This is a genomic window from Pseudomonas sp. FSL W5-0203 (genome assembly GCF_001896155.1).
Lineage (GTDB): Bacteria > Pseudomonadota > Gammaproteobacteria > Pseudomonadales > Pseudomonadaceae > Aquipseudomonas > Aquipseudomonas paracarnis.
Genome location: NZ_MPOR01000003.1, coordinates 146,840 through 172,736, shown reverse-complemented (window position 1 = coordinate 172,736; position 25,897 = coordinate 146,840). Strand labels below are relative to the sequence as shown.

24 protein-coding genes are annotated in these 25,897 nt (G+C 60.8%); 5 read left to right on the top strand and 19 right to left on the bottom strand.

The features are described from left to right. Positions 1–32: 32 nt before the first annotated feature. The 3 genes from ubiB to ubiE are packed head-to-tail and all read right to left on the bottom strand — an operon-like array spanning position 33 to position 3,027. Positions 33–1,637 (bottom strand): ubiquinone biosynthesis regulatory protein kinase UbiB, encoded by a 1,605-nt coding sequence (ubiB, locus tag BOP96_RS04545; RefSeq protein WP_019820016.1) that lies wholly within the window; start codon positions 1,635–1,637, stop codon positions 33–35. Beyond that, positions 1,634–2,257, bottom strand: a complete 624-nt coding sequence (locus tag BOP96_RS04540; RefSeq protein WP_019820017.1) for a ubiquinone biosynthesis accessory factor UbiJ — start codon at positions 2,255–2,257, stop codon at positions 1,634–1,636. Before BOP96_RS04540 ends, ubiB begins: the two co-directional genes overlap by 4 nt. Continuing rightward, complete coding sequence (gene ubiE, locus BOP96_RS04535; protein ID WP_073451958.1) at positions 2,257–3,027, bottom strand: bifunctional demethylmenaquinone methyltransferase/2-methoxy-6-polyprenyl-1,4-benzoquinol methylase UbiE; 771 nt, start codon at positions 3,025–3,027, stop codon at positions 2,257–2,259. Before ubiE ends, BOP96_RS04540 begins: the two co-directional genes overlap by 1 nt. 145 nt (positions 3,028–3,172) lie before the next feature. On the opposite strand from ubiE, the gene BOP96_RS04530 reads away from it, so the two are divergent. From BOP96_RS04530 to BOP96_RS04520, 3 genes are all read left to right on the top strand, one after another. Beyond that, positions 3,173–3,448 (top strand): polyhydroxyalkanoic acid system family protein, encoded by a 276-nt coding sequence (locus tag BOP96_RS04530; protein ID WP_073451956.1) that lies wholly within the window; start codon positions 3,173–3,175, stop codon positions 3,446–3,448. Between the two features lie 104 nt (positions 3,449–3,552). Further along, on the top strand, positions 3,553–3,975 hold the full coding sequence (locus tag BOP96_RS04525; RefSeq protein ID WP_014716558.1) for a phasin family protein: 423 nt from the start codon (positions 3,553–3,555) through the stop codon (positions 3,973–3,975). Between the two features lie 12 nt (positions 3,976–3,987). Continuing rightward, positions 3,988–4,929, top strand: coding sequence for a phasin family protein (locus tag BOP96_RS04520; protein ID WP_073451954.1), 942 nt, complete (start codon positions 3,988–3,990; stop codon positions 4,927–4,929). A gap of 93 nt (positions 4,930–5,022) precedes the next feature. Here BOP96_RS04520 and BOP96_RS04515 read toward each other — a convergent pair whose 3' ends face one another. The 6 genes from BOP96_RS04515 to BOP96_RS04490 form a co-directional block, all read right to left on the bottom strand. Beyond that, positions 5,023–5,538 (bottom strand): fimbrial protein, encoded by a 516-nt coding sequence (locus tag BOP96_RS04515; RefSeq protein WP_014716560.1) that lies wholly within the window; start codon positions 5,536–5,538, stop codon positions 5,023–5,025. A 17-nt stretch (positions 5,539–5,555) separates the two neighbouring features. After that, positions 5,556–6,512 (bottom strand): fimbrial protein, encoded by a 957-nt coding sequence (locus BOP96_RS04510; RefSeq protein WP_014716561.1) that lies wholly within the window; start codon positions 6,510–6,512, stop codon positions 5,556–5,558. Beyond that, entirely contained in the window at positions 6,509–9,073 is a 2,565-nt protein-coding gene (locus BOP96_RS04505; RefSeq protein ID WP_073451952.1) for a fimbria/pilus outer membrane usher protein, read from the bottom strand. The genes BOP96_RS04510 and BOP96_RS04505 overlap by 4 nt, the downstream gene beginning before the upstream one ends. 144 nt (positions 9,074–9,217) lie before the next feature. Continuing rightward, positions 9,218–9,976, bottom strand: a complete 759-nt coding sequence (locus tag BOP96_RS04500; protein ID WP_073451950.1) for a fimbrial biogenesis chaperone — start codon at positions 9,974–9,976, stop codon at positions 9,218–9,220. Positions 9,977–9,982: 6 nt separating this feature from the next. Further along, a complete protein-coding gene (locus tag BOP96_RS04495; protein ID WP_032901829.1) occupies positions 9,983–10,756 on the bottom strand; it encodes a fimbrial biogenesis chaperone in 774 nt (257 codons plus the stop codon). A 53-nt stretch (positions 10,757–10,809) separates the two neighbouring features. Then, positions 10,810–11,388: a fimbrial protein gene (locus tag BOP96_RS04490; protein ID WP_014716565.1), complete on the bottom strand. Its 579-nt coding sequence runs from the start codon at positions 11,386–11,388 to the stop codon at positions 10,810–10,812. Between the two features lie 339 nt (positions 11,389–11,727). Between BOP96_RS04490 and BOP96_RS04485 the strand changes: the two genes are divergently transcribed. Next, positions 11,728–12,423, top strand: a complete 696-nt coding sequence (locus BOP96_RS04485; protein ID WP_014716566.1) for a response regulator transcription factor — start codon at positions 11,728–11,730, stop codon at positions 12,421–12,423. A 7-nt stretch (positions 12,424–12,430) separates the two neighbouring features. Here BOP96_RS04485 and BOP96_RS04480 read toward each other — a convergent pair whose 3' ends face one another. The 10 genes from BOP96_RS04480 to BOP96_RS04435 form a co-directional block, all read right to left on the bottom strand. Then, positions 12,431–13,051 carry a TetR/AcrR family transcriptional regulator gene (locus BOP96_RS04480; RefSeq protein ID WP_019820031.1) on the bottom strand — a complete coding sequence of 207 codons (621 nt, stop codon included), beginning with the start codon at positions 13,049–13,051 and terminating at the stop codon, positions 12,431–12,433. A gap of 27 nt (positions 13,052–13,078) precedes the next feature. Next, complete coding sequence (gene phaC / locus BOP96_RS04475; protein WP_073451947.1) at positions 13,079–14,761, bottom strand: class II poly(R)-hydroxyalkanoic acid synthase; 1,683 nt, start codon at positions 14,759–14,761, stop codon at positions 13,079–13,081. A 90-nt stretch (positions 14,762–14,851) separates the two neighbouring features. Then, on the bottom strand, positions 14,852–15,697 hold the full coding sequence (gene phaZ, locus BOP96_RS04470) for a poly(3-hydroxyalkanoate) depolymerase (protein WP_019820034.1): 846 nt from the start codon (positions 15,695–15,697) through the stop codon (positions 14,852–14,854). A 165-nt stretch (positions 15,698–15,862) separates the two neighbouring features. Then, positions 15,863–17,542, bottom strand: a complete 1,680-nt coding sequence (phaC, locus tag BOP96_RS04465; RefSeq protein ID WP_014716570.1) for a class II poly(R)-hydroxyalkanoic acid synthase — start codon at positions 17,540–17,542, stop codon at positions 15,863–15,865. A gap of 249 nt (positions 17,543–17,791) precedes the next feature. Continuing rightward, positions 17,792–18,169, bottom strand: coding sequence for a gamma-butyrobetaine hydroxylase-like domain-containing protein (locus BOP96_RS04460; protein WP_019820036.1), 378 nt, complete (start codon positions 18,167–18,169; stop codon positions 17,792–17,794). A gap of 160 nt (positions 18,170–18,329) precedes the next feature. Further along, the gene (gene hslU / locus BOP96_RS04455; protein WP_003171208.1) at positions 18,330–19,667 is read right to left on the bottom strand and encodes an ATP-dependent protease ATPase subunit HslU; all 1,338 of its coding nucleotides are present in this window, start codon (positions 19,665–19,667) and stop codon (positions 18,330–18,332) included. 37 nt (positions 19,668–19,704) lie between these two features. Further along, entirely contained in the window at positions 19,705–20,235 is a 531-nt protein-coding gene (hslV, locus tag BOP96_RS04450) for an ATP-dependent protease subunit HslV (protein WP_003171209.1), read from the bottom strand. A gap of 220 nt (positions 20,236–20,455) precedes the next feature. After that, positions 20,456–21,157: an SPOR domain-containing protein gene (locus BOP96_RS04445; protein WP_003187899.1), complete on the bottom strand. Its 702-nt coding sequence runs from the start codon at positions 21,155–21,157 to the stop codon at positions 20,456–20,458. A 1-nt stretch (position 21,158) separates the two neighbouring features. Continuing rightward, positions 21,159–22,895: an arginine--tRNA ligase gene (argS, locus tag BOP96_RS04440; protein WP_038448545.1), complete on the bottom strand. Its 1,737-nt coding sequence runs from the start codon at positions 22,893–22,895 to the stop codon at positions 21,159–21,161. A gap of 204 nt (positions 22,896–23,099) precedes the next feature. Continuing rightward, the gene (locus BOP96_RS04435) at positions 23,100–25,319 is read right to left on the bottom strand and encodes a primosomal protein N' (protein ID WP_038448547.1); all 2,220 of its coding nucleotides are present in this window, start codon (positions 25,317–25,319) and stop codon (positions 23,100–23,102) included. A gap of 337 nt (positions 25,320–25,656) precedes the next feature. Between BOP96_RS04435 and rpmE the strand changes: the two genes are divergently transcribed. After that, positions 25,657–25,887, top strand: a complete 231-nt coding sequence (rpmE, locus tag BOP96_RS04430; RefSeq protein WP_014716575.1) for a 50S ribosomal protein L31 — start codon at positions 25,657–25,659, stop codon at positions 25,885–25,887. The last annotated feature ends 10 nt before the right edge of the window (positions 25,888–25,897 follow it).

The window sequence follows — 25,897 nt, the reverse complement described above, 5'->3', positions numbered from 1 at the left end:
CGGCAATTTGCGACAGTGTATAACCGGATGGGCTATCGACGCACGATCAGATAAACACCCACTGCGACCATGATGCCGGCTGGCCAGTGGCCCAGTTGGTTCAATGGCCCACCAATCGCCAGCATCACACCGCCCACCAGGTGCGCGGCGCCGAGCAGGCGCAGGAACCAGTCGTCCTTGCGCTTGCGCCACGGTGGCTCAGGGTCCTTGGCATGGGGCTGGGACATGCGCTCCAGCAGGTCGCGGGTCATGTTGGCCAGGTGCGGCAGCTGTTCGAACTGGCTGTGCAGGTTGCCCAGCATGGTTTTGGGGCTCATGCGCTCGCGCATCCAGCGTTCCAGGAAGGGTTGCGCGGTGTTCCACAAGTCGAGGTCCGGGTACAGCTGGCGGCCCAGGCCTTCGATGTTCAGCAGGGTCTTCTGCAACAACACCAACTGCGGCTGTACTTCCATATTGAAACGCCGCGCGGTCTGGAACAGACGCATCAGTACCTGACCGAAGGAAATATCTTTTAACGGTTTTTCAAAGATCGGCTCGCAGACGGTACGGATCGCCGCTTCGAATTCGTTGAGCTTGGTTTCCGCCGGCACCCAACCCGAATCAATGTGCAGCTGCGCCACACGACGGTAGTCGCGCTTGAAGAAGGCAAACAGGTTGCGCGCCAGGTAATCCTGGTCTTCCGGGGTGAGGCTGCCGACGATGCCGCAGTCGATGGCGATGTACTGCGGGCTCCACGGGTTGACGGTGCTGACGAAGATGTTGCCCGGGTGCATGTCGGCGTGGAAGAAGCTGTCGCGGAACACTTGGGTGAAGAAGATTTCCACACCGCGCTCGGCCAGCATCTTCATGTCGGTGCGTTGGTCGGCCAGGGTCGCAAGGTCGGTGACCTGCACGCCGTAGATGCGCTCCATCACCAGCACTTTGGGCCGGCACCAGTCCCAATACACCTGCGGCACGTACAACAGTTGCGAGCCTTCGAAGTTGCGTCGCAATTGGCTGGCGTTGGCCGCTTCGCGCAGCAGGTCGAGTTCGTCGTAGATGGTTTTTTCGTAGTCGGCGACCACGTCCACCGGGTGCAGCAGGCGCGCATCGGCAGAGAAGCGTTCGGCCGCGCGGGCCAGGATGAACAGCCATGCCAGGTCCTGGCCGATGATCGGCTTGAGGCCTGGGCGAATGACTTTCACCACCACTTCTTCGCCGGTCTTGAGCTGCGCGGCGTGCACTTGCGCCACCGACGCTGAGGCCAGGGGCTCGACGTCGAAGCGGCTGAACACCTCGCTGATCTTCTGGCCCAGCTGTTCTTCGATCAGCGCCATCGATTGCTGCGAATCGAACGGCGGCACGCGGTCTTGCAGCAGCATCAGCTCGTCGGCGATGTCTTCGGGCAACAGGTCGCGGCGGGTGGAGAGGATCTGCCCGAACTTGATGAAGATCGGCCCCAAATCCTGCAACGCCAGGCGCAGGCTGGCGCCACGGCTCAACGGTGACGGTTTGCGCGGCAACCAGCGCCACGGCAGCACATAACGCACCGCCAGCAGGAACCATGGCAAAGGCAGGGCAAACAGCAGGTCATCGAGACGGTAGCGGATTACGACGCGCTGGATACGAAACAAACGGCGGACGGCGAGCAGCTTCATGCGTTATCGCTTGGATCAAGGGAACGGCTCAAGCGCTCGAAGCGGGCCTCGAGGCGTTCCAGGTCGATTTTGGCCTTGTCGAGCTCGCGAAAGCGCGCTTGCGCTTCCCGTTGCCCGACCAGGGTGCGCGATTCTTCGCTCAGGTATTCGGCAAGGTTCTGGTTGAGGCTGGCGAACCCTTGCTGGTACCAGCGCGAGCGGCTGCGCAGGTGCCCGCTGATCAACTGGGTGGCGACGGGGCCAATCCAGCGCGACAGTTCGTATTCCCAGTCCAGCTCCAGGTCTTGCAGCACGGCGGCCAGGTCCATCAGCACCGCACTGTCGCCTTCCAGTTCCACCTCGGGGCTGTGGAGGATGGCGGTCTTGTTGCGGCTCAGTGCCAGGTGCAACAGGCTTGAGGCTGGCGCACGCAGAGTGCAATCGGCCTCAGCGGCCCATTGAGTGGCGAGCAGCAGGCCTTCATCGCTGGGCAGGATAAACAGCTGCAAGGCGGGGCTTCGGCAGTCGACGGCAATGACTTTGCCGGTCAGGTGCGCGAGCCGCGCCAGGGCGGTGCTGTCCAGGCGCAGTACACGGTTGAGGCCGTGCTCGACGCTGGCGAGAAGACCTTGCAGCAGCATCAGGGCTTGATGCCGCGGTGCAGGGCGACGATGCCGGACGTCATGTTGTGGTAGGTCACGCGGTCGAAACCGGCCTCCACCATCATCGACTTTAGGGTTTCCTGGTCCGGGTGCATGCGGATCGACTCGGCCAGGTAGCGGTAGCTCTCGACGTCGTTGGTGATCAGCTTGCCCATCAGTGGCATGAAGGCGAACGAATAGGTGTCGTAGACCTTGGACATCAGCGCGTTGGTCGGCTTGGAGAATTCCAGCACCAGCAGGCGGCCACCCGGCTTGAGTACGCGCAGCATCGAGCGGATCGCGTCTTCCTTGTGAGTCACGTTACGCAGGCCGAACGCGATGGTCACGCAGTCGAAATGGTTGTCGGGGAAGGGCAGCTTCTCGGCATCGGCCTGAACGAACTCGATATTGCCGGCCACGCCTTTGTCGAGCAGGCGGTCGCGGCCAACCTTGAGCATCGAGCCGTTGATATCGGCCAATACTACCTGGCCGGTGGGGCCAACCAGCTTGGAGAACTTGGCCGCCAAATCGCCCGTGCCACCGGCGATGTCCAGCACCCGGTTGCCGGTGCGTACGCCCGACAACTCGATGGTGAAGCGCTTCCACAGGCGGTGCATGCCGCCGGAGAGCACATCGTTCATCAGGTCGTACTTGGCCGCCACGGAGTGGAACACCTCAGCGACTTTTTCCGCTTTCTGGCTTTCCGGGACGTTCTTGAAGCCGAAGTGAGTGGTGGGTTCGGCATCGCTGCCTTTGCGCTGATCAGTCATATCGCTGTCACCAAAAGAGAATGCGGGACATGATAATCCCCAAGGCCTACTTTGTCTTGGCAAGGCTGCAGGTAAGATAGGCGCTCATCGAGACCTTTTGCCGCATGGCGGGTGTTCTGAGTCGTTATATAGAGGAGTCATTGCAATGGCCCGTATTACCGTTGAGCGTGAACATACCCTGGGAAAAGAACAGGCGCGGGCCAAGGCTGAGCAATTGGTGCGCAAACTCGAGGATAAATATGGGGTGGAGTCTTCATGGGCTGGCGACACCCTGAAGCTCAAGCGCTCCGGGGTTAAAGGCACGGTTGCGGTGGCCGACAACTCACTGCGCATCGATGTCGAACTCGGCCTGTTGATGTCGGCCATGAGTGGCACGATAAAGTCCGAAATCGAAAAAGCCTTGGATAAAGCGTTGGCCTGACCTGGCTGCTCTTAGGGTGCCGATTCTAATTTTAAACCCTACTTTGTGCCCAAGCCCTCAACTCCTGCGGGCCGTCCTCCCCCCCTTTTTGTGTGAGGTGCACCATGGCCAAAGTTATTTTGAAGAAAAAAATCGACGTTCAAACCACTCCCCTGAGTGAGGTTAAAAGCTATGCCCGCAAGATCTGGCTGGCGGGTCTTGGTGCCTATGCGAAGGTCGGCAGTGAGGGCAGCGAGTACTTCAAAGAGCTGGTTAAGAGCGGCCAACATGTTGAAAGTAAAGGTAAAAAAGTTGTAGTTGAACAACTTGATGCCGCCAACAGTCAGATTGACCAGGTAAAGAGTAATGTCTCCGGCGTCAGGAGCCTGGTTGAAGTTCAGCTGGATAAAGTTGAAAAAGCTTTTGACACGCGTGTTGCAAGTGCCTTGAATCGAATCGGCATTGCGTCTAAACATGACGTGGAGACACTCTCTGCTAAGCTCGAAGAGCTGACGGCATTGCTCGAACGTGTCGCGCGTAAACACTAAGGAGACATCGGGATGGCTGTTAAAAAGACTACTCAGAAAGAAGGCAGCTCGTGGGTCGGGGAAGTTGAAAAATATTCCCGCAAAATCTGGCTTGCTGGTTTAGGCGTGTACTCGAAGGTTAGCAGTGACGGCGGTAAATACTTCGAGACTCTGGTCAAGGACGGCGAGAAGGCCGAGAAGTTGACCAAGAGTACAGTGGGGAAAAAAGTTGATGCGGCCAAGGCAACGGCCGGTTCCGCCAAGTCGAGCATTTCTGACACGTGGGGCAAGTTGGAAGAAACCTTCGACAAGCGCCTCAACAGTGCTATTTCGCGACTGGGCGTGCCTAGCAAGGCTGAGTTGAAGACGTTGCACAGCAAGGTCGATACCTTGACCAGGCAAATCGAAAAACTCACTGGCGCCAAAGCGGCTCCAGCCAAGACTGCCGCGGCAAAACCTGCGGCAAAACCAGCGGCCAAAACTGCAGCTGCAAAACCAGCAGCCAAAGCCGCTGCCAAGCCTCTGGTTAAAGCTGCCGCTAAACCGGCTGCAAAATCTGCGGCCAAGGCGCCAGCCAAAGCCGCGACGAAACCTGCGGCCAAGCCAGCGGCCAAAACAGCTGCTGCCAAACCGGCCAGCAAACCTGCCGCCAAGCCAGCGGCTGCTAAAGCAGCAGCGAAACCTGCGGCTAAACCGGCTGCTGCCAAATCCGCTGCCAAGCCAGCTTCCGCCAAACCCGCTGCCAAGCCAGCTGCGGCAAAATCCGCCGCGAAACCAGCAGCAGCCAAACCGGCGGTAAAACCTGCGGTGGCCAAAAAACCTGCCGCGGTGAAAAAGCCAGCAGCGCCAAAGCCTGCCGTGGCGGCCAAGCCGGCTCCGACTGCTTCTGCAGCCAATTCGGTGTCCGCGCCGTCGCCCACCACTGCTACCCCGACTGCAACGCCGGTAACCCCGACGCCATCCAGTCAGTCCTGATTTTTGCGGGACCAGAAAATGCCCGGCCTATAAAGGTCGGGCATTTTTTATGGGCCACAGCAATCAGGCGTCGCGGGCGCTACACCAAGCCCATCAGTTATAAGTGATAGAAACGGTGACGGCACTGGCCAGCGTGCCGTGGGAAATCGCCGCGCCGGTTTTGTGGTAAGCCGCTTTGAGCGCCAGTACCGCCTTGCTGCTGCTCGTTGCAACCGTACGGCTACGCTGGGCCTCCGTACCGTTGGCGGGGATGATGCCTGCGCTGGCCAGCCAAAGAGCGGTGCCGCCCGAAGTTCCCGTATTGGCAAAGAGCTCTGCGTTGCCGGCGGAGGGTGTGCCAGCGAATTGAAAGATCACGTTCTTGACGTCAGAGTCGCAGTCAGCGGCAAGCTCGAAATCGTGTTCTCCAGCGGAGTCGGCACTATCGAAGTCCGACACTTTGACGGGCGGTAGAGTGATGGTGCGGTTTACATCGCCGGCGATCAGGTTGCACGTGCCCGCGTTGACCACGCCTTGGAAGGTCAGGGTGCCGGTGGTAGCAGCGAAGGCGACAGGAGCGCCCAGGCTGGCCGTGAACGCCAATAGCAGGGGCAGTATTGAGAGACGCATCGTTAATCCTCAGGGTTTCAGTTGTAGGTGATGTTGACGGTAGCGGTACTGATCAGCGTGCCTTGGCCGACCGTGCCGCTTTTGTGGTACGCAGCGCCGAGTGGCAGTACCGCGCGATTGCCGCTCACAACCAGCGTGCGTTCGTTGTCGCTGCCATTGGCAGGGATCGTTTGATTCGTTCCGTTGATACGTGAATACAGCCACAGCGCCACGCCTCCAGCGGTGCCTGTATTGGCGAAGAGCAGGTCATTTTCAGGCGAGGGCGGGCCGGAAAAACGAAAGGTGACGTTGGCGGCATCGCTGCAATTGGCCGTCAGCTCAAAGTTGTGTGCGCCAGCGTAGGGGCTGCTGTTGAAAGCACTGACCTGCACCGGGTCGAGGGCGATGGAGCGGTTGACGTCGCCTGCTTCAAGGTTGCAGGTAGCAACAGGGCTTACGAACCTGACCGAGTTGTTGAGGTTGAGCTCAAAGCGGCCCAGGCGCTGGCCTATACGGGTCATCATTGTGTATTTGTAGATGCTTCCCGCCGGCACTACCCCTCCGGTCACCGGGCCGGTTTTGTAGAAGATCGCCTCGGCATTGGTGAAGATGGGATGGCGTCCAGTGGGCAGCTGATTGGTAATATTTTCAAGCGCGTAGAAGTTGGTCACTCCTCGGGCATCGGTAATTTTTATGCGGATGCCGATGCCAGGAGCCTCAGTGGAATAGATCAGGCTTGGCAATAGTTGCGGGTACCTGCGGGAGGTGACCTGTCTGAGGGTCAAGCTGTGGCAATTGAAGAAACGGCCGGGAACCACTCCACTGAATGGCTGCTGGGTGATGATGCTGCCATCGGGCAGGTTGGCCGGTACCGTAATAGTGGCCGGAAGGGAAAGGCCGTGCTCGGAGTCCATATAGCTATCGCACTCCGCCTGGGCCGCGATGGGCAGGCCAAGCACCAGCAGGGTCAAGAGGCGCGAGATCGACGGCTTCATTGTGAACTCCGTATTGTCATGGGGCTTTTGGCGGTAGGCGCTTGCGGCGCATGCTGGCAGGCACCTGCGTTCAGGTGGCGCAAGCGGTTGGTGTTCTCGGCAGTGAAACCTGTGCTCACGTCATAGCGCAGCGTGCACAGGGTCGTGGCGTCCGGGCCCCACTTGACCGTCAACTGCCCCTGCCCGCGTGACACACGCGCAAAGGCTTTGCCACCCTGGCCAACGATCCCGACGCTGGCGCCGCTTTCATCGAACACATCCGCGCCGAACGGCAATGGCGTGCCATCCTCCCGCAGCGCCGTGATCAACATGGCCTGCCCGCTGACGGTCTCGAATTGCAACTGCACCACCGAACCGGCTCGTGGCGCGACGTTCTGAGCGGCGGTCTTGAGCTCGACATCCGAGGACAGATCCTTGGGGTCCAACTCGACCACGTTCTGGCGGTAAGGCGTGAGATTCGGCACCACGGCGAAGCCGCTTTTGCCGATCTGCGCGCTGTGGTTGCCATTGATCCGTGCGCCGAGGGCGTCGGGAGCCTGGACTATGCCGATGGTGTCGCCCAACTCTGGGCCGAAGGTCACACCGCCACGGTGGGCGACGATGCCACCGGTCATGCCCAGGGAGGTCGATTGGTACGCGTTGCTTTGGCCGTAGCTTGCCGACAGCACGCCTTGAGAGGTCTGGTATTTCATGTCGGCGCTAGTGGCATAGCCGCTGCCTTGAGCACGGCTGCTGCTCAGGCCGTAGCTCAATTCATTGCGCCCGCCAAGCGTACCGCCCAGGCTCAGGCGCTCGCCGCTGCTTTGATCGCCACGGTAGACGGTGGTGGTCAGTGTGGGCGAGCGTGCGCCGCTGCCCAGTGGCAGGCTGACGGTGAAGTCCAATTGCTTGTCGACGCGTTCGCTCAGCAAGTCCCGGGTGCGCTGCGCGCTGACGGTGTAATGCAAACCCTTCCACGTACTGCTGTAGCCGGCGGTAAACGTCAGGTTGCCATTGTTGCGGTTCCAATAGTTTTGCGAGGAGCCGGTCAGGTACACCGAGCCGTCGCCGACGCTTTGGTTGAGGCTGATGTCCATTCGGTCACGCAGGCGCGAAACGGTGTCGAGCTTGAGCCCGTCCAGCGCAAGGTCGCGGATGTGTGCTGCGTCGCTCACGCTCAAGAAGCCTTCGGTGGAGTAGCGGTAGGCGCCCAGCGCGAAGTGGGTGCCCGTATTCGCGAAGTTCTTGCTGTAGCGCAGCTGTACGCTTTGACCCGCGCGTGAACCATGCCCTGGCAGATGCGCGTTCGACTGGGTCAAGTCCAGAGAAAGTGCGCCCAACGGTGTGTTGAACGCGGCCCCCAGCAACTGTGAACGGTAATCCTCACCCATCACGGCACCGGTATAACCGGTCAGCAGATTACTCAGGCCATGCTGGTAAGTCGCTTGCATCAGCCTGGGCGGGTGGTGCAGGCCGACTTCATCGAGCAGGCCGGCACTCAGCGAATAGCGGCTGTAGCCGGGGCGCAGCAGGTTGGCGTTGGCGGCAAACGGTACGATGAACTCACGGGTACGACCGTCGGCTTCGGTGACGGTGACATTCAGGTCGCCGCCGTAACCGGTGGGGAACAGGTCCTTGAGCACGAACGGGCCGGGCGCGACGGAGACTTCATCCAGCAACACACCGCGTTGGCGCACAGTGACCCGTGCGTTGGTCTCGGCAACCCCGCGCACTACCGGGGCAAAGCCGGTCAGTGAATCGGGCAGCATCCGGTCATCGGAAGACAGGCTGGCGCCGCGCAGACGCACGCTGTCGAACAGTTCGCCGGGGGTATAGAGTTCGCCAAGCACCAGTTGGGACTTCAAGGCACTCAAATCCCGCTGCACATAGGTGGCGCTGCTTTGGTACCCCGAGGCGGTATGGGTGCGGCTGTAGCTGCCGTTGTGGCGCCAGTGCCAGTTCCCCAGGTTGAGGCCGGTGTTCAGGCCGAGGTAGCTGGAGCCCTGGGTGCGCCCGCCGGTCCGCGTGGTGAAGGTATTGGTGTTGTAACGCACAAACGCGGCATCCACGCCGCCATCCCAGTGTTGCGGGTCGACGTAGCCGCGTGGCTGGCGCGCCAGGTATATCTGCGGAACTTGCAGGTCGAGGCGACTTTCACCCGAATCGAACTGGCTGCTGGCGCCGGGCAGGTAGCTGGCGATGTCGGCACAGCTGGAAAGGGCTGCTGCCTCGACGCTATCGACGATAACGCCAAACCTGAGCAGCGCCTGGGGCTCCAGGCACAGCTGGGCGGTGTCATGGCCCGCGATCTTGGAAAAGGACAGGGTTTCACGCCCGATCCACTGGCCGTTAAGGTGCACATCGGCGCGATAGCTGCCAGGCAGGACGACGTTGCCTTGGTTGAACTTGGCGATATCGACCTGCAAGCCCGCCTTGCCACCCGGAAAGAAAGCCGGATTGAATTCGACCTGTTCGGCACTCTGGGCGCTGACGGCTTGAGCGCCGCTGATCAACAGCAGGCTATGCAGGGTCCGCTTGAAGCGATGACGTGCTTTTACGCCGGTTGGCGTGTTGAAACTCATGTTCAGCATTCTCGAAAAACAGGTGTCGGTCGACTGTCGGCATAGGGCGTCCCTACCCGCGTCAGTGGGCATCGACATGAAAAAGTAGGGGCGTGGTAGCGCCAGTCAGGGCGCCCTACGCTGGAAGGTCTGTTCTGGGGGCTGTCATGGCGGGGCCTTGGCGCTATGGACGGCCTTCACGCCATAGTCATCGAGTGTCTGGAACTCTACGGTCGCCTCGGTATTGGCCGATGCTTTGAGCGTGGGCAGCTCAAAGCGCAGGCGGCCGCCGGGCAGTACCATGTTTTCACTGCCCGACGACGCGGTTTTACGCGCATGTCGTTGCCCGGACTCCAGCACCTCGACGGCTTCAAAGGTCACGTGATAGGGCGTCGGGTTGAAGACTTCCAGGCCCTGGCCCTGTGCGCTTGAGATGCGTCGCCATTGCAGTTTTCCGGGTGCCGTTTCGACTCCGTAGAGCAGGTTATGCGGACGGAAGAACAGTTTGATCCGCGAGCGAAACGCCAGCTGCAGTTGGTTGCCCTGTTGCGCATTTGGAGATTGCGCAGGCACTTCCAGCAAGTTGAACCAGAACAGGCTTTCCTGTGCGGTCGGCAAGGGTTCGCCGGTATAGGCCACGCGCACCACCTGTTGCTTGCCCGGTTCCATACGGAAGATGGGCGGGGTCACCACAAAAGGAATGCCGCCCACCTGTGGCGTCGACTGCTCATCGCCATTATCCAGCCAGGTCTGGACCAATACCGGTGCCTGGTTCTTGCTCTCCAGCCTGACGGTGACCTCTTTGTCGTTCTGCGGATAAACCACGCGCGTGCTGTTGATGATCACGCTCGCCTGCAGCGCCGTTGCGCCCACCAGCGTGCAGGTCAGCAAGGTGGTCTGCGCAAAAATCGAAAATACATTCATGGTGGTTTATCCCGTGCAGCCAGGCAGCGCTGCCGAATGCCGTACGCGGGCACCGAAATCGCTGACGCTGGTGAACTCAACCTTGGCCGGGGTACGCGGACATTCGCGCAACAGCGGCAACGCAAAGCGCTTTACATCGCCGGCCGGCAGCAGCAGGCTGTCGTTGGCGCTCTGGTTCGGCGCTTTGGCAAAACGCTGGCCGGCGCTGAGCAGTTCGATAGAGGCAAGCGAGACGTGATAGGGCGTCGGGTTAGTGGCTTGCAGGGCGTAGCCGCGATCGTGGGCGATCAGTTTCCATTGCAGTTTCGAGGCTGCGTTTGCCACCGCATAAGGCAACGCTTGCGGGCGCAGGAATACGCGCAAGCGGGTGCGAAATGCCAATTCGATCTGGTTATTCTCGTCACCCTTTGCGGCACTCGGCGGCACTTCCAGTACGTTGAGCCAAAACAGGCTTTCACGATCGGCAGGCAAAGGCTCGCCCGAGTAGCGCAGGCGCAACGCCTGTTGCTGGTGCGGCTCAATGCGGAAGATTGGGGGGGACGTACTCAGCGGCGCTTTTGCAGTGGCGGCTGTTGAGTATCGGTCGCCGTCGTCCAGCCAGGTTTGCACCAATGCCGGGCGATTGCCCTTGTTTTCCAGGCGTACGATCACTTCCTGCCGTTCGGCAGGGTAGATCACCCGTGTGCCGTGGATGATGACGCCTGCCTCGGCGGCAAGTATGAACAGCAGCATTGCACCAGACACACCGGCGACAAATGTAAGACGGGCCTTCGTTTTCATCGTCTGGTCTCTTTACCCAGGGAGGAGCCCGCCTTCGCAGGCTCGCTCGCGCTTTACTCGGCGTACTCGATCATGAACCCGACCCGGGTGTTGACCTTGCCTTCGGTGGCCGGGCCGCTGGCGTACAGTTGTGCAGCCAATGGGATGGTTGCCTGGTTATCGGCGATCACCACGCCTTCGGATTTTTCGGTGTACACGTTGATCGGCGTGCCGCTGCGGCTGGTGACCTCCACCTGGACGTTTTTGGCGTTGGTGGTATCCGATGGATCGTCGTAACCATCAATGTTCAAGCGCCCAGTGGCCACGTCGATGGCCGGGCTGGTCGGATCGAAGGCAACCATGGCGGTGCGTCCGTTTGTGCAACTGCCCTCACCCGGTGCGCCGATGCGAATGGTGAAGCCGGTCAGGTTGGCACGGCTGCCTGCCGTGGCCAGGCGTGCAGCAGAGACGCCACCCAGGTTCACGTCCTTGACCACAGCCCCCGTGCCCGGAGCCGCGCCTTCGACGGTGCAGGTCACGTCGGTCACCAGTCCACTGAAGTTGATCACGCCGTCCGCGGCGTACACCGATGACGTCATCGTGGCGCTCAAGGCCAGGGCGGTTGCAACGGCAGGTAAAACGTTGGCTTTCATTCTGTTTTCGATCTCGAGTTATTGAAGTTATCCGCCGCAGGTTTAAGCGCAGTGCCTGAGGTTCTTGTCGAATTTTTTTCTTGGGGCGGGCTGGCATAATTTGTATCTAAAAGTGAATGCGCTCTATAGCGAAGTCTCGAGTTTTGGTTCGTGATTGTTCGAAAGCGTTTTGTTTTGTTTAGTTTTTTTCGTATGGATTTTTGGTTGGGTAAAGTTTCCTCAGTTGTTTCTGTAGGAAGTTGCCGTAAGTAAATGTAGTACTGTTGTGTCCGCTTATTGAACCCTGCATAAGGCTGGTCTATAGCGTGCAGTACTGCATTGATTTATGCGGGGCTCGTTATGACAACTTCACCATTGGCCATCTGTACCGTCATGCTGCTGGATGACCACGAGATGGTTCGCCAAGGTATCGCACTGGGATTGAATGCCGAGGCCGACATTCAGGTGACCGGCTCCTACGGTACGGGCCGGCAACTGCTGGAGGCGCTGGCCCGTCAGCGGGTCGATGTGGTCGTCATGGACTTCGTGCTGGCGCCGTCAGACATCGACGGCCTCAGTCTGCTCCAGACGCTGGGCAGGCGTTTCAGCCAGTGCCGGGCATTGATCGTTTCCTCGGATTATTCGCCTGCGACAGTCTCGCTGGCGCTCAAGGCTGGATGTTGGGGCATTCTGGGTAAGACTCAGAATCTGACCGAGCTGATCACGGCTATCCGAACTGTCGCTCAAGGGCGGCTTTATATACAACCTTGTATGTTGGCGACATTACAGGGCAAACACTCTGCGTTTGATCTCGTCACCGTGAAGTCGACGGTCAATGTTTCAGCGACGCTGTCATTGACCTCCGGGCTCACACCCAAAGAGCGCGAAGTATTGCGCTGTTTTCTCGATGGCATGTCAGTCAGTTCGATTGCGGCAAAGTTCTCCCGCAGTGCAAGTACTATCAGTACGCAGAAACAATCGGCTTATCGGAAGTTGGGCGTGCGCAATGACAGTGAACTTTTCAAATTCATTCAGCAATTCGGCGGGCCTGAGTAAGCACCGGTCAAAGCGGATCATCCAGGTAGCGCAAGGCCCAGCGTTCGGTGGCCTGGCGTGCAGGTGACAGCAGGTGCGGCGCTACCAGCATCATGACCTGGTACACCACCACTCGTACCTCGCCTTCACGGTCCAGTACGCGTTGGTAATCGAGGGAGAACAGCAGAGTCATGGTGATCTGTTCCACCAACTGCCCCAGTGCCTGGGTGTCACTGACCAGGTGCCCCGCAGCCTTCAACCGCGCCAACAAGGAGGCCAGGGTACGTTTGAGCGCGGTAAGCAGATTGCGGATCCCCTTGGCCAGCTTCGGCAGGCGCCCGGCCAGGTTCGACAGGTCCTGGAAGAGGAAGCGATAGTGGGCCATGCGCTCGACAATCAGGTGCAAAAACAGCCAGTAGTCCTCAGCCTCCAGTTGCGCATCGGCAGGCGGGTCGAGCAGCGGCGCCAGCTCGCATTGAAAGCGCTCGAACAGCCCCAGTACCAACGGCTCCTTGCCATGGAAGTGGTAGTAGAGGTTACCGGGGCTGATCCCCATTTCATTGGCCACCTCCATGGTCGACACGTTCGGTTCGCCCTTGTGGTTGAACAACTGCAAGGCACATTCAAGGATACGGTCGCGGGTCTTCATCCAGTCTTCTTAATGTGATGTTTGAGCTCATCGCACGCGCACGTAAGTGCCCGGCGCCGCTTCCATCGGTGGGTAATTCTGGTTGCCCAGAGCGGTGAGGGTTTCGCGTTGTACACCGGAGCGTTTTTGCACCCACTCCAGCCACTGCGGCCACCAACTGCCTTCGACGTGCTGGGCGTCGTAATACCAGGCGCGCGGGTCGCTGCTCAGCTTGAGGTTCTCGACGTAGTTGGCCTTGGGGTTACCCGGTGGGTTGAGGATGCTCTGGATATGCCCGCTGTTGGACAGCACGAAGCGCCGCTCGCCACCCAGCAGTTGCGTGGAGCGGTACACCGCGTCCCACGGCGTGATGTGATCGTTGATGCCGGCCACGCTGAAGCTGTCCACCGCGACCTTGCGCAAGTCGATGGGCGTGCCGCATACCTCCAGGCCGCCAGGGTGGCTCAGGGGGTTGTGCTTGAAGAAGTCCAGCAGGTCGCCGTGCAAGGCGGCGGGCAGGCGCGTGTTGTCGTTGTTCCAGTACAGGATGTCGAACGCCGGCGGTTCCTTGCCCAGCAGGTAATTGTTGATCCAGTAGTTCCAGATCAAGTCGTTGGGGCGCATCCAGGCAAACACCTTGGCCATGTCGCGGCCATCCAGCACGCCTTGCTGGTAAGAGCGGCGCTTGGCGGCCTCCAGGGTTTGTTCATCGGCGAATAGGGTTGCGGGGCTGTCGATCTGGCTGTCGAGCAGGCTTACCAGGTAACTGGCGCTGGAGATGCGCCGCAACTGGCGCTTGGCTTGCAGGTGGCCTTGCAGCGCGGCGATGGTCAGGCCCCCGGCGCAGGCGCCCATCAGGTTGACCTCGCGGGCGCCAGTGATGGCCCGGCACACGTTGAGCGCTTCTTCCAGCGCCGCCACGTAGGTGGACAGGCCCCATTCGCGATGCCGCACGTCCGGGTTACGCCAGCTGACCATAAAGGTCTGCAGGCCGTTTTTGAGCGCGTATTGCACAAAGCTGTTGGCCGGGCTCAGGTCGAAAATGTAGTACTTGTTGATTTGCGGCGACACCACCAGCAGTGGCTTGGCGTACTGTTTTTCGCTCATGGGCTTGTATTGGATCAGCTCCAGCAGCTCATTGCGAAACACCACCGAACCGGGGGTGGTCGCCACGGTCTTGCCCACTTCGAAAGCGTGCTTGCTGACCTGGCGCGGCAAACCGTTGTTGTGCAGCAGGTCTTCGAACAAATTACTCACGCCACGCACTACGCTGTTGCCGCCGGAGTTGAGCAACTCCTTGATCGCCAGCGGGTTGAGCAGGGTGTTGGAAGGGGACACGGCATCGTTGAGCAGGGCGAAGGCGAACTGCGCGCGGGCGCGATCATCGTCGCTGAGGGTGCTGTCATCGATCCACTGCCGTGTCTGTTTTTGCCAGCTCAGATAGGCTTGCAAGCTGCGGCGGTACAGCGGGTTGAGCTTCCAGGTGGGGTCGCTGAAGCGATGGTCCCTGGGGTTGGGTTCGTGCACGGCCTCACCCAGCAGCACGCGGCCCAGCTGGCCGCCCAGGGCCAGGGCGTGGCGAGCGGTGTGCACCGGGTTGCGCAGGCCGTGCGCGGCGACGGTACGCAGGGTCGACAGCAAGTCCCGGCCGCGCAGGCCGGTGATCGCATTTTGCGCGTTGATGAACGCAGCGGGGGTGGGCGCCGGGTTCGTCACGGGTCTTTCTCGCATGAGCCAACACTCCTTCGTCAAGTCATCAAGCAGGCACGCCAATCCAGAACCATAGTCGGTTCCTGGCAAGTTGCGCGGTGGTGTGGTCCTTCACACCGCCGGTCGCGGATGTATCACGGCACGCAGGCGCTCCTCCTCCAGAAACTTCATGATGATCGGCGCCACGGCTTCGGCCCGGGTGATCAGGAACAGGTGGCCGTCGTCGATGATGTGCAACTGCGCATTGGGGATGCGCCAGGCGAGCATGCGCATGTTGACCAGCGGGATCAGCGGGTCATCGTCCCCGGCCAGCACCAGGGTGGGCTGGCGGATCTTGTGCAGCCAGTGAATGCTGGTCCAGCCCAGCCCGGCAAACAGTTGCCAGTAGTAACCCAGCTTGCCGGCCGAGCGCACTTTGCTGGCGTGCTCGGCGGCCAGTTTGGAATCTCGGCGGAACGAACCGCCATAAATCATCGGTGCAATGCGCACCACGTGGGACGGCTGGATATAACGCCTGGGGCTTGCCATCAGCCACAAGACCTTCGGTTTGCCCGGCACCATGAAGGCCCCGGCCGCGGTGGCCGCCAGGATCAATTTCTTGCAGCGCTCGGGGTAGTCATACGCAAATTGCTGGGCCAGCGCTCCGCCCCAGGACACGCCCACGGCATTCACTTGGCCGTAGTCGAGGTAATCGAGCATACGTGCGGTGAGCTTGGCCAGGCCGGGGAAGCGATAGGGTCGGTTCGGCGTCGAGGATCCGCCCACGCCGGGCACGTCGAAGGCGATCACTTCCAAGTCCGGGTCCAGGGCCTGGACGAACGGAAACACCAGCTCAAGGTTGGCGCCGATGCCGTTGAAGATCAGCAGCGGGGTCAAGTGCGGCTTGCCCGGGCGTACCGCCGTGCGGATGGTCTGGCCATCCAGGTCGATGGTACGGAAGATGAACGGTTGCGCCATGCTCAAGCCCTGTGAAGTGGTGCTATTGGTCTGTAGGAACTCGGTCAGTGTGGGAGCTGGCTTGCCTGCGATGGCATTCTTTCAGGCCGCGATTAGTGAGCAGGCCCATTGCTATCGCAGGCAAGCCAGCTCCCACATCTGATCTCATTTCAATCACAAGAATGCCTAGCGTTCATGTACATAGGTACCCGGCGCCGCTTCAGCGGCTGCATAGGTTTTATTGCCTAATGTCGTCGGGGCTTTTTTCAATTTTCCCGCCCGCTCCGCCTGCCACACCTGCCAATGCAGCCACCACGAATCGGTGTGCTTGGTCGCATCTTCTTGCCACTCCAGCGCACTGCCGGCCAGGCCCTCGCTGGTCTGGTAGCGCGCTTTGGGGTTGCCCGGCGGGTTGAGGATGCTCTGGATATGCCCGCTGCTGGACAGTACAAACTCGACCTTGCCGCCGAACAACTGCGCTGACTTGTAGCAGGACTGCCACGGCGTGATGTGGTCGTTGGTGCCGGCCAGGGAATAGATATCGGCAGTGACCTGCTTGAGGTCGATGGGCGTGCCGCACACTTCCAGGGCGTTGGCCCGTACCAGTGGGTTGTTTTTGAACAGTTCGATCAGGTCGCCATGGAACGCGGCCGGCAAGCGTGTGGTGTCGTTGTTCCAGAACAGGATGTCGAACACCGGCGGCTCGTTGCCCAGCAGGTAGTTGTTGACCCAATAGTTCCAGATCAAGTCGTTGGGGCGCATCCAGGCAAAGACCTTGGCCATGTCGCGGCCTTCCAGCACGCCGGCCTGATAGGAGTGGCGCTTGGCCGCTTCCAGAGTCTGCTCGTCGACAAACAGCGCCACCTGGGTGTCCAGGGTGGTATCCAGCACGCTCACCAGCAGAGTCAGGGCGTTGACCTTCTTCTGCCCCAGCGCCGCGTAGTGGCCCAGCAGCGCCGTGCAGGTGATGCCGCCTGAGCAGGCACCGAGCATATTCACGTCTTTGCTGCCGGTAATCGCCGTGACCACATCGACCGCTTCCTTCAGCGCCTCGATATAGGTGGATAGCCCCCATTCGCGCTGGGCCTTGGTGGGGTTGCGCCAACTGACGATAAAGGTCTGCTGGCCATTACGCAGGCAGAAGCGCGCCAGGCTTTTATCCGGGCACAGGTCGAAGACGTAGAATTTGTTGATCTGCGGCGGCACCACCAGCAGCGGGCGCTCATGCACCTGCTCGGTAATGGGCTTGTACTGGATCAGCTCCAGCACGTCGTTGCGAAACACCACCGCGCCTTCGCTGGTGCCCAGGGTCTTGCCGACTTCAAAGGCGCCCATGTTGACCTGGCTGGGCATGCCGCCGTTGTGCACCATGTCCTTGGCCAGGTGAGACAAACCGTCGAGCAGGCTTTTACCGCCGGTTTCAAAGAAGCGTTTGACCGCCGCCGGGTTGGCCGCGCTGTTGGTGGGGGCCATGGCTTCGGTCATCAGGTTGATCACGAAGTGGCCCCGGCTGATGTCTTGTGCCGACAGGTTGCTGTCGTCGATCCAGTCGTGAAGTTCCTTGCGCCATGCCAGGTAAGTCTGCAAATAACGTTTGTAGAGCGGGTTCTGGCTCCAGGCTGGGTCGTTGAAACGACGGTCGTCGCCCTCGGGCACCAGTGCGGATTTGCCGAACATCACATTCTTCAATTCAACGCCAAAGTGGGCGACGTGCTTGACGCTGTGCAACGGTTGCTTGATGGCTTGGGTCAGCACCATCTTGGCCGAGGCCAATAAATCCTTTTTGCGTAACGCGATGATCGGGTTCAACCCCAGGGTGTTTTCCGAGGCCTGGCGTTTCAAGTCATCGTTATTCTTGTTACTCATCTACGACGCTCCATTGTCCGAAAGACGAGTACCGGCGATTGCTGCGCACCCAATTTCGATACACGACACCAGCCTGGTACTGCGACTCGGGTGACCGTTGATACCGCATCGTCAAATGCAGGGAACTTGCCAGCTCCATTGGTTACCCGAGTTTATTTTTTTTCGCAAGCGGGCCAATCGTTGGCCACGCGACAGGGCATTCAAGCAGATGAAATTAGAAAATGCGCTCTAAACAGCAAGACCGTTGAGCTAGAGCATCAGCCGCACGACCGACTCACTCGGATCGCGGGTTTTACCAGCGGCTTTGAGCTCGGCCAGGTAGTCGGCCCACAAAGCGTCCTGACGTACGGCCAACTGATAGAGGTAGTCCCAGGTGAACAGTCCGCTGTCATGACCGTCGTCGAAGGTCAATTTCAGTGCGTACTGGCCGGCCGGTTCCAGCTTGATCAACCGGACGTTGAGCTTGCCGAATTGCAGGATGGGTTTGCCGTGGCCCTGGACCTCGGCGGAAGGGGAGTGCACCCGCAGGAATTCGGCGGGTAGTTGGTAAACCTCGTCGGGCCCGTAGGTAAGGCCGAGGGTGTTGGAAGTTTTATGCAGGTTTACTGCGGTAGGAAATTTCGACATTGGAGATAACCCTGAAGGAACCGGCCCAAAATGTGGGAGGGACCAATGTGGGAGCCGGGCTTGCCCGCGATGCCGGCACCTCGGTGTTTCAGGAACACTGAGGTGATGCTATCGCAGGCAAGCCAGCGCCCACACAAGCCACTCCCACATTGAGTGAGGCTTACAGGATATAACGAGACAGATCTTCGTTCTGCGCCAATTCGCCCAGGTGGCTGTTCACATAATCGGCATCGATCTTGATCGCTTCGCCATTCTGCGCACCGGCCATGTCGCCGGCGCTGAAGGATACTTCCTCAAGCAGGCGCTCAAGCAAGGTATGCAGGCGACGGGCACCGATGTTCTCGGTCTTTTCATTGACCTGCCAGGCGATCTCCGCCAGGCGCTTGATACCGTCTGCCTGGAATTCGATACCCAGCCCTTCGGTTTTCAGCAGCTCGCGGTACTGCTCGGTGAGTGAGGCATGCGGCTCGCTGAGGATGCGCTCGAAGTCGCCCGGCGTCAGTGCCTTGAGCTCCACCCGAATCGGCAGGCGGCCTTGCAGTTCGGGCACCAGGTCGCTGGGCTTGCTCAGGTGGAAGGCACCGGAGGCGATAAACAGGATGTGGTCAGTCTTGACCATGCCCAGCTTGGTGTTGACCGTGCAGCCTTCGATCAGTGGCAGCAAATCGCGCTGCACGCCTTCGCGGGACACATCCACGCCGCCGGAGTTACCACGCTTGGCCACCTTGTCGATCTCATCGATAAACACAATGCCATGTTGCTCGACCGCTTCCAGGGCCTTGGCCTTGAGTTCTTCCTCATTGACCAGGCGCCCGGCTTCTTCGTCGCGCACCAGCTTGAGCGCTTCTTTCACCTTGAGCTTGCGGCTTTTCTTCTTGCCCTTGCCCATGTTGGCGAACAGGTTCTGCAACTGGCTGGTCATTTCTTCCATGCCAGGCGGGGCAGAGATATCCACGCCGGACACTTCGGCCACTTCGATCTCGATTTCCTTGTCATCCAACTGGCCTTCACGCAGGCGCTTGCGGAACAGCTGGCGGGTGTTGGAATCCGACGAAGGTGCGGCGTCTTCGTTGAAACCCATGCGTGCCGGTGGCAGCAGGGCGTCGAGGATGCGCTCTTCAGCGGCGTCTTCGGCGCGATGGCTGACCTTGGTCACTTCCTGTTCGCGCAGCATCTTCAGGGCGGCGTCAGCCAGGTCACGAATGATCGACTCGACATCGCGGCCCACATAGCCAACTTCGGTGAATTTGGTCGCTTCGACCTTGATGAACGGTGCATTGGCCAGTTTGGCCAGCCGCCGAGCGATCTCGGTTTTGCCGACGCCGGTAGGGCCGATCATCAGGATGTTCTTGGGCGTTACTTCAACGCGCAGTTCTTCTGGCAGTTGCATCCGGCGCCAGCGGTTACGCAGCGCAATGGCAACGGCGCGCTTGGCATCGTCCTGGCCGATGATATGGCGGTTGAGTTCATGGACGATTTCGCGGGGAGTCATGGACATAGTGTTTGGCGGCCTCAAGCCTGAATAAGCCTAGGGCTTATTCGGCGAGGTCCTGCTCCTCAATGGTCTGATTGTGGTTGGTGAACACGCAGATATCGCCAGCGATACCCAGGGCGGTCTCGACGATTTCACGGGCCGACAGGTCGGTTTTCTTCAGCAGCGCGCTGGCCGCAGCCTGGGCGTAGCCGCCACCTGAACCCATGGCGATCAAGCCATGCTCGGGTTCAACCACGTCGCCGTTGCCGGTGATGATCAGGGAAGCGTCTTTGTTCGCAACCGCCAGCATAGCCTCCAGGCGGCTGAGGGAGCGGTCGGTGCGCCATTCTTTGGCAAGCTCTACAGCGGCGCGCACCAGGTGGCCCTGGTGTTTCTCAAGCTGGCCTTCGAAGCGTTCGAACAGGGTAAAGGCATCGGCGGTCGCGCCTGCGAAGCCGGCAAGCACCTGGCCGTGGTACAGGCGGCGCACTTTCTTGGCGTTGCCTTTCATCACGGTGTTGCCCAGGGAAACCTGGCCGTCGCCGCCCATGACAACTTTGCCGTGGCGACGTACTGAAACGATGGTGGTCAAGGGGAGAGTCTCCACGCAGCGGGGCGAAAATGCCCTGATGGAAACTCATATGGGGGTGGCGAGGGGGATTTCAACCGTAGGGAGGCAGTGCGGACGAGTGGTGATCGTTCCCACGCTCCGCGTGGTAATGCCGCCTTGGGCGCTCTGCGCCTGCTCTGTGACGCAAAGCGTCAAGGGGCACGTTCCCACGCGGAGCGTGGGAACGATCAGTGGGTATGCGTCAGCGGCTCTGGCGTTGTTGTAACAACAGGTTGCTAAACCCGGCGCCGGCCAATTGCTTTTGCGCCACGGTCAGCTGTTCACGGTTGCTGAACGGCCCCACCAATACGCGATACCAAGTCGCATCCTTCACCGTGCCGGACTCAACCGATACCGATTGGCCCAACAGAATGATCTGTGCGCGTACACGGTCCGCATCCGCCTGTTTCGGGAACGAGCCCGCTTGCAGGAAGAACTTGGTCACCGGCGCCGCCTTGGTTGCAGCCACTGGCGGTGCTGGCGGCGGCGTGATACCGGCCAGCGCGGCCTGGGCGCGCGCCGTGTCGATTTTCGCCGCTTCCGCTGGGGTTACCGGCGTGGTCGGCACTTGTGGCGTCGGCAGGGTTTTTTCCGGCACGGCGTCAGGCGGCACGATCACTTCCGATTCCGGCAGCAGCGTGTAGAAGTCGTACTTGGGCTTTACCGGTGCGGTCGGGCTCGGCGCGGTCTTGTTGGCTTCGGCGATTTTCGTGGCCTTTTGCTGCTCCTGTTTGACGCGCTTGACGTCATCGCCCTGGCCGGGCTCCAGCTTCATCAGAAACACGATAAATGCGCCGACCGTCAGGCCGATGGCCATCCACAACCAACCCGGAATCGGTTGCTTCGCCGGGGCCTGGTAGCGGCTGGCGCCGCGCTTGGGTGCAGGTTTTTTCTTGGCAGCCAACTTACATACGCTCCAGAGTTTCCAGGCCCAAGAGTTCCAGGCCTTGCTTGAGGGTGCGTCCAGCCAATGCGGCAAGGCGCAGGCGACTTTGTTTCTGGGCTTCGTCGTCGGCGGTCAGGATCGGGCAGTTCTCGTAGAAGCTGGAGAACAGGCCGGCCACTTCGTACAAATAGGTGCACAGGATGTGCGGCGTGCCTTTTTCGCCAACGCTGTTGAGCACTTCGCCAAATTGCGCGAGCTTGGCCGCCAGTTCCTGTTCGTGGGCGGCGTCCAGCGCGATCTGGCCCTCGACTTCGCTGAAGTCCTTGCCCAGCTTGCGAAATACCCCGGCCACGCGGGTGTAGGCGTACAGCAGGTACGGCGCGGTGTTGCCTTCGAAGTTGAGCATCAGGTCGAAGTTGAAGCTGTAGTCGCTGGTGCGGTGCTTGGACAGGTCGGCGTATTTCACCGCGCCAATGCCCACCACGCGGGCAATATTACGCAGGTCGGCCTCGGCCAGCTCGGGGTTCTTTTCCTTCACCAGGTTGTAGGCACGTTCCTGGGCTTCGGTCAGGAGGTCGATCAGCTTCACGGTGCCGCCGTCGCGGGTCTTGAAGGGGCGGCCATCGGCGCCGTTCATGGTGCCAAAGCCCATGTGCTCCATGTGCATCGGGTGGGTGACGAAACCGGCGCGACGGGCCACTTCGAACACCTGCTGGAAGTGCAGGGCCTGGCGCTGGTCGACGAAGTACAGCGCACGGTCAGCCTTGAGCACGCCACTGCGGTAACGCACGGCGGCCAGGTCAGTGGTGGCGTAGAGGTAGCCGCCATCGGCCTTGACGATGATCACCGGCAGCGGCTCGCCGTCGGCGGTCTTGAATTCTTCGAGGAACACGCACTGGGCGCCGTTGCTTTCGACCAGCAGGCCTTTGGCCTTGAGGTCGTTGACCACGTTGATCAGGTCGTCGTTATAGGCGCTTTCGCCCATCACGTCGGCCATGGTCAGTTTCACGTTGAGCAGCTCGTAGATTTCCTGGCAATGGGACAGGGAAATTTCACGGAAGCGGTTCCACAGCGCCAGGCACTCTTCGTCGCCGGCTTGCAGCTTGACCACCAGGCCCCGTGCGCGGTCGGCGAACTCTTCAGACTCGTCAAACCGCTTTTTGGCGGCGCGGTAGAAGTTTTCCAGGTCGGCCAGCTCGTTGCTGGTGATCGGGTTTTCCTGCAGGTAGGCCATCAGCATGCCGAACTGGGTACCCCAGTCGCCCACGTGATTCTGGCGGATCACGGTGTCGCCGAGGAATTCCAGCACCCGTGCCACGCCGTCGCCAATGATGGTGGAGCGCAGGTGGCCCACGTGCATTTCCTTGGCCAGGTTCGGCGCCGACAGGTCGATGACCACGCGCTGGCTGTCGCCGGCCTTGCGCGCACCGATGCGGGCATCGGCCAGGGCAGCATCCAGGCGTGACGCCAGGGCCTGGGTGTTCTGAAAGAAGTTGATAAAGCCAGGGCCTGCGATTTCGGCCTTGGTGACACTGGCGTCAACCGGCAGCGCGGCGATGATTTTTTCTGCCAGGTCGCGCGGTTTCATGCCGGCCGGCTTGGACAGCATCATCGCGATGTTGCTGGCGAAGTCGCCATGGGTCTTGTCGCGGGTGTTCTCCACCTGGATCGCCGGCGACAGGCCTTCAGGCAACACACCTTCGTGGACGAGTTGGGTGAGGGCTTGTTGGATCAGCTGGCGAATGGTGTCTTTCATGGTGTTCTCTTTCGACCGCAAGCGGCGGCGCGCGATGCGCAGGTGGAAAAACTGGGCATTATCCGTGGCGAGGGCGGGCTTGCCAACCGTTCAGACTATATGGCGGACCTGCGGGCCTCTTCGCGGGCAAGCCCGCTCCCACATTTAAGGGTATTCACATTTCATAATGTGGGAGCTGGCTTGCCTGCGATGACGTAATTACCCTCAATACAAATCTACCGGGTCTACATCCAACGACCATCGCACCTGCCGACCGCTGGGCAGTTGCTCCAGCTCAAGCATCCAGCGACTTAATAGCCGATGCAGCGGCGCGCGGGAGGTTGCCTGCAAGAGTAGCTGAGCGCGATAACGCCCGGCGCGCCGCTCCATGGGCGCTGGCACCGGGCCGAGTAGTTCGATGCCACTGAGGGCCAGTTCGCCCAATAAACGTTCGGCGGCGCTGCAGGCCTCATCAAGAAAGCCTTCGGCCTGCCCGGGTTTGTGGGCTTCGGCACGCAGCAGCGCCAGGTGCGCAAAGGGCGGCAGGCCGGCGGCGCGGCGTTCGCTCAAGGCCTGCTCGGCGAAGGCAAAGTAGCCTTGTTCCGTCAGTTGAATCAGCAGCGGGTGGTCGGCCAGGTGCGTCTGGATAATCACCCTGCCTGGCTCTTCGGCCCGCCCGGCGCGCCCTGCCACCTGCACGATCAACTGCGCCATGCGTTCGCTGGCGCGAAAATCCCCGGAGAACAGCCCGCCATCGGCATCCAGGATCGACACCAGGGTCACCCGTGGGAAGTGATGCCCTTTGGCAAGCATCTGCGTGCCCACCAGAATGCACGGTTGGCCCTTGTGGATGGTGGTGAACAGTTGGTTCATAGCGTCTTTGCGTGACGTGCTGTCGCGGTCGACCCGCAGCACCGGGTAATCCGGGAACAGAATGCCCAGGCGTTCTTCGGCGCGCTCGGTGCCGGCGCCCACGGGCCGCAGGTCCACCTTGCCGCACTGCGGGCAATGGCGCGGTACCCGTTCCACATGGCCGCAGTGATGGCAGCGTAACTCGCCGTGGCGCTGGTGCACGGTCATGCGCGCATCGCAGCGCTCGCAGCCGGACATCCAGCCGCAGTCATGGCACAGCAGCGTCGGGGCAAAGCCGCGGCGGTTGAGAAATACCAATACTTGCTGGCCGGCGGCCAGGGTCTGGCCAATGGCCTGTTGCATCGGGCCGGAAATCCCGCTGTCCAGCGGGCGGCTTTTCACGTCCAGGCGCAGGAAGCGCGGTTGTTTGGCGCCGCCGGCGCGCTCGTTCAGGCGCAGCAGCCCGTAACGGCCGGTGTAGGCGTTGTGCAGACTTTCCAGGGACGGCGTGGCCGAGCCCAGCACAATCGGGATGTCTTCCTGGCGGGCGCGCACCAGCGCGAGGTCGCGGGCGTGGTAGCGCAAACCTTCCTGCTGTTTATAGGAGCCATCGTGCTCCTCGTCGACGATGATCAGCCCAGGGTTTTTCATCGGCGTGAACAGTGCTGAGCGCGTGCCGATAATAATGTCGGCCTCGCCGTCCCGCGCCGCTAGCCACGACTCCAGGCGTTCACGGTCATTGACCGCTGAGTGCACCAGGGCGATCCGGGCATTGAAGCGTTGCTCGAAACGCGCCACGGTCTGTGGGCCCAGATTGATCTCGGGGATCAGCACCAGTGCCTGCTTGCCCGCCTGCAGGGTTTCGCGGATCAGTTGCAAATAGACTTCGGTCTTGCCGCTGCCGGTGACGCCGGCTAGCAGGAACGCGTGGAAACTGTCGAAACCGGCGCGAATCGCCTCATACGCGGCGCGTTGCTCGGGGTTCAGCGGCAACTCCGGCTGGGCCAGCCAGTGTTCGTGGCGCGGGTCCGGGGCGTGCTTGCGGATTTCCACCTGCACCAGGCCCTTGGCCAGCAGCAGGTCGAGGCTGTCTTTGCTCAGCATCAGCTTGCTTAATAGCTGATGGGCCACGCCGTGTGGATGCTGCGCCAAGGTGGCCAGGGCCTCACGCTGGCGCGGGGCGCGGGCGATGCGCGGGTCTTCGAGGCGTGCGCCGGGCGCCATCGACCAGAAACGCTCCTGACGCGCTTCGGCCAGTTCGCCCTGGCGCAGCAGCACCGGCAGCGCCCAGCTCAAGGTATCGCCCAGGCTGTGTTGGTAATACTGCGCGGTCCACAGGCACAGCTTGAACAGCGCGGGCGGCAGCGGCGGTGTGGCGTCGAGCAGGGCAATAGCCGGCTTGAGCTTTTCGGCAGGCACTTCGCTGTGGTCGGTAACTTCCACCAGAATGCCGATCATTTCCCTGCGCCCGAACGGCACGCGCACGCGCATGCCTGGCTGCAACTGCGCACGCGACACGCCGGGCGGGGCCCGGTAATCGAACAGGCGGCGCAGGGGCGAGGGCAGGGCTAGGCGCAAAATGGCGTCGGGCACGCGAGGAGTCTCATCTATTAAGGCAGCGGTGGCGCAGGGGCGGGAGCCTAGCAGACCGGGGTTGTCACGTCTCCAGTACTGGAACCGGATCTTGTGGGAGCTGGCTTGCCTGCGAAAGCGCTAGTGCAGTAACAGATGCAGTGACTGACACACCGCCTTCGCGGGCAAGCCCGGCTCCCACATTGTCGGCGGTGTGTCAGGAATATCTGATGAAAGGGAGCTTTCGGCCATTACCGCCGCTTGCGCGATTAAAAAGGTCTGGTAGAATCCGCGGCCTAATTACGTGCGGTATTCGACAATAGTGTCGAGTGGCGGCACGCTAGCCTGAGGAAGTGCCATGAAAGCCGATATCCATCCAGCGTACGAAACCATCCAAGTCACCTGCAGCTGCGGCAACAAGTTCGAAACTCGTTCGAACCTGTGCAAGCCACTGGGTACTGACGTATGCAACGAGTGCCACCCGTTCTACACCGGTAAGCAGAAAACTCTGGACACCGGCGGCCGCGTACAGCGCTTCGCAGATCGCTTTGGTGCTTTCGGCAAGAAGCCTGCTACTCCAGCAGAGTAAGGTTCAAGAG

Excerpts from the sequence above, each read along its gene's own strand:
- BOP96_RS04490 (WP_014716565.1), bottom strand. The coding sequence starts at position 11,388 with ATGAAAGCCAACGTTTTACCTGCCGTTGCAACCGCCCTGGCCTTGAGC.
- ubiB (WP_019820016.1), bottom strand. The coding sequence starts at position 1,637 with ATGAAGCTGCTCGCCGTCCGCCGTTTGTTTCGTATCCAGCGCGTCGTA.
- hslU (WP_003171208.1), bottom strand. The coding sequence starts at position 19,667 with ATGTCCATGACTCCCCGCGAAATCGTCCATGAACTCAACCGCCATATC.
- BOP96_RS04525 (WP_014716558.1), top strand. The coding sequence starts at position 3,553 with ATGGCCAAAGTTATTTTGAAGAAAAAAATCGACGTTCAAACCACTCCC.
- BOP96_RS04500 (WP_073451950.1), bottom strand. The coding sequence starts at position 9,976 with ATGAATGTATTTTCGATTTTTGCGCAGACCACCTTGCTGACCTGCACG.
- BOP96_RS04485 (WP_014716566.1), top strand. The coding sequence starts at position 11,728 with ATGACAACTTCACCATTGGCCATCTGTACCGTCATGCTGCTGGATGAC.
- BOP96_RS04540 (WP_019820017.1), bottom strand. The coding sequence starts at position 2,257 with ATGCTGCTGCAAGGTCTTCTCGCCAGCGTCGAGCACGGCCTCAACCGT.
- phaC (WP_014716570.1), bottom strand. The coding sequence starts at position 17,542 with ATGAGTAACAAGAATAACGATGACTTGAAACGCCAGGCCTCGGAAAAC.
- BOP96_RS04495 (WP_032901829.1), bottom strand. The coding sequence starts at position 10,756 with ATGAAAACGAAGGCCCGTCTTACATTTGTCGCCGGTGTGTCTGGTGCA.
- ubiE (WP_073451958.1), bottom strand. The coding sequence starts at position 3,027 with ATGACTGATCAGCGCAAAGGCAGCGATGCCGAACCCACCACTCACTTC.
- BOP96_RS04510 (WP_014716561.1), bottom strand. The coding sequence starts at position 6,512 with ATGAAGCCGTCGATCTCGCGCCTCTTGACCCTGCTGGTGCTTGGCCTG.
- BOP96_RS04480 (WP_019820031.1), bottom strand. The coding sequence starts at position 13,051 with ATGAAGACCCGCGACCGTATCCTTGAATGTGCCTTGCAGTTGTTCAAC.
- rpmE (WP_014716575.1), top strand. The coding sequence starts at position 25,657 with ATGAAAGCCGATATCCATCCAGCGTACGAAACCATCCAAGTCACCTGC.
- phaZ (WP_019820034.1), bottom strand. The coding sequence starts at position 15,697 with ATGGCGCAACCGTTCATCTTCCGTACCATCGACCTGGATGGCCAGACC.
- BOP96_RS04515 (WP_014716560.1), bottom strand. The coding sequence starts at position 5,538 with ATGCGTCTCTCAATACTGCCCCTGCTATTGGCGTTCACGGCCAGCCTG.
- phaC (WP_073451947.1), bottom strand. The coding sequence starts at position 14,761 with ATGCGAGAAAGACCCGTGACGAACCCGGCGCCCACCCCCGCTGCGTTC.
- BOP96_RS04530 (WP_073451956.1), top strand. The coding sequence starts at position 3,173 with ATGGCCCGTATTACCGTTGAGCGTGAACATACCCTGGGAAAAGAACAG.
- BOP96_RS04505 (WP_073451952.1), bottom strand. The coding sequence starts at position 9,073 with ATGAGTTTCAACACGCCAACCGGCGTAAAAGCACGTCATCGCTTCAAG.
- BOP96_RS04520 (WP_073451954.1), top strand. The coding sequence starts at position 3,988 with ATGGCTGTTAAAAAGACTACTCAGAAAGAAGGCAGCTCGTGGGTCGGG.
- BOP96_RS04460 (WP_019820036.1), bottom strand. The coding sequence starts at position 18,169 with ATGTCGAAATTTCCTACCGCAGTAAACCTGCATAAAACTTCCAACACC.
- argS (WP_038448545.1), bottom strand. The coding sequence starts at position 22,895 with ATGAAAGACACCATTCGCCAGCTGATCCAACAAGCCCTCACCCAACTC.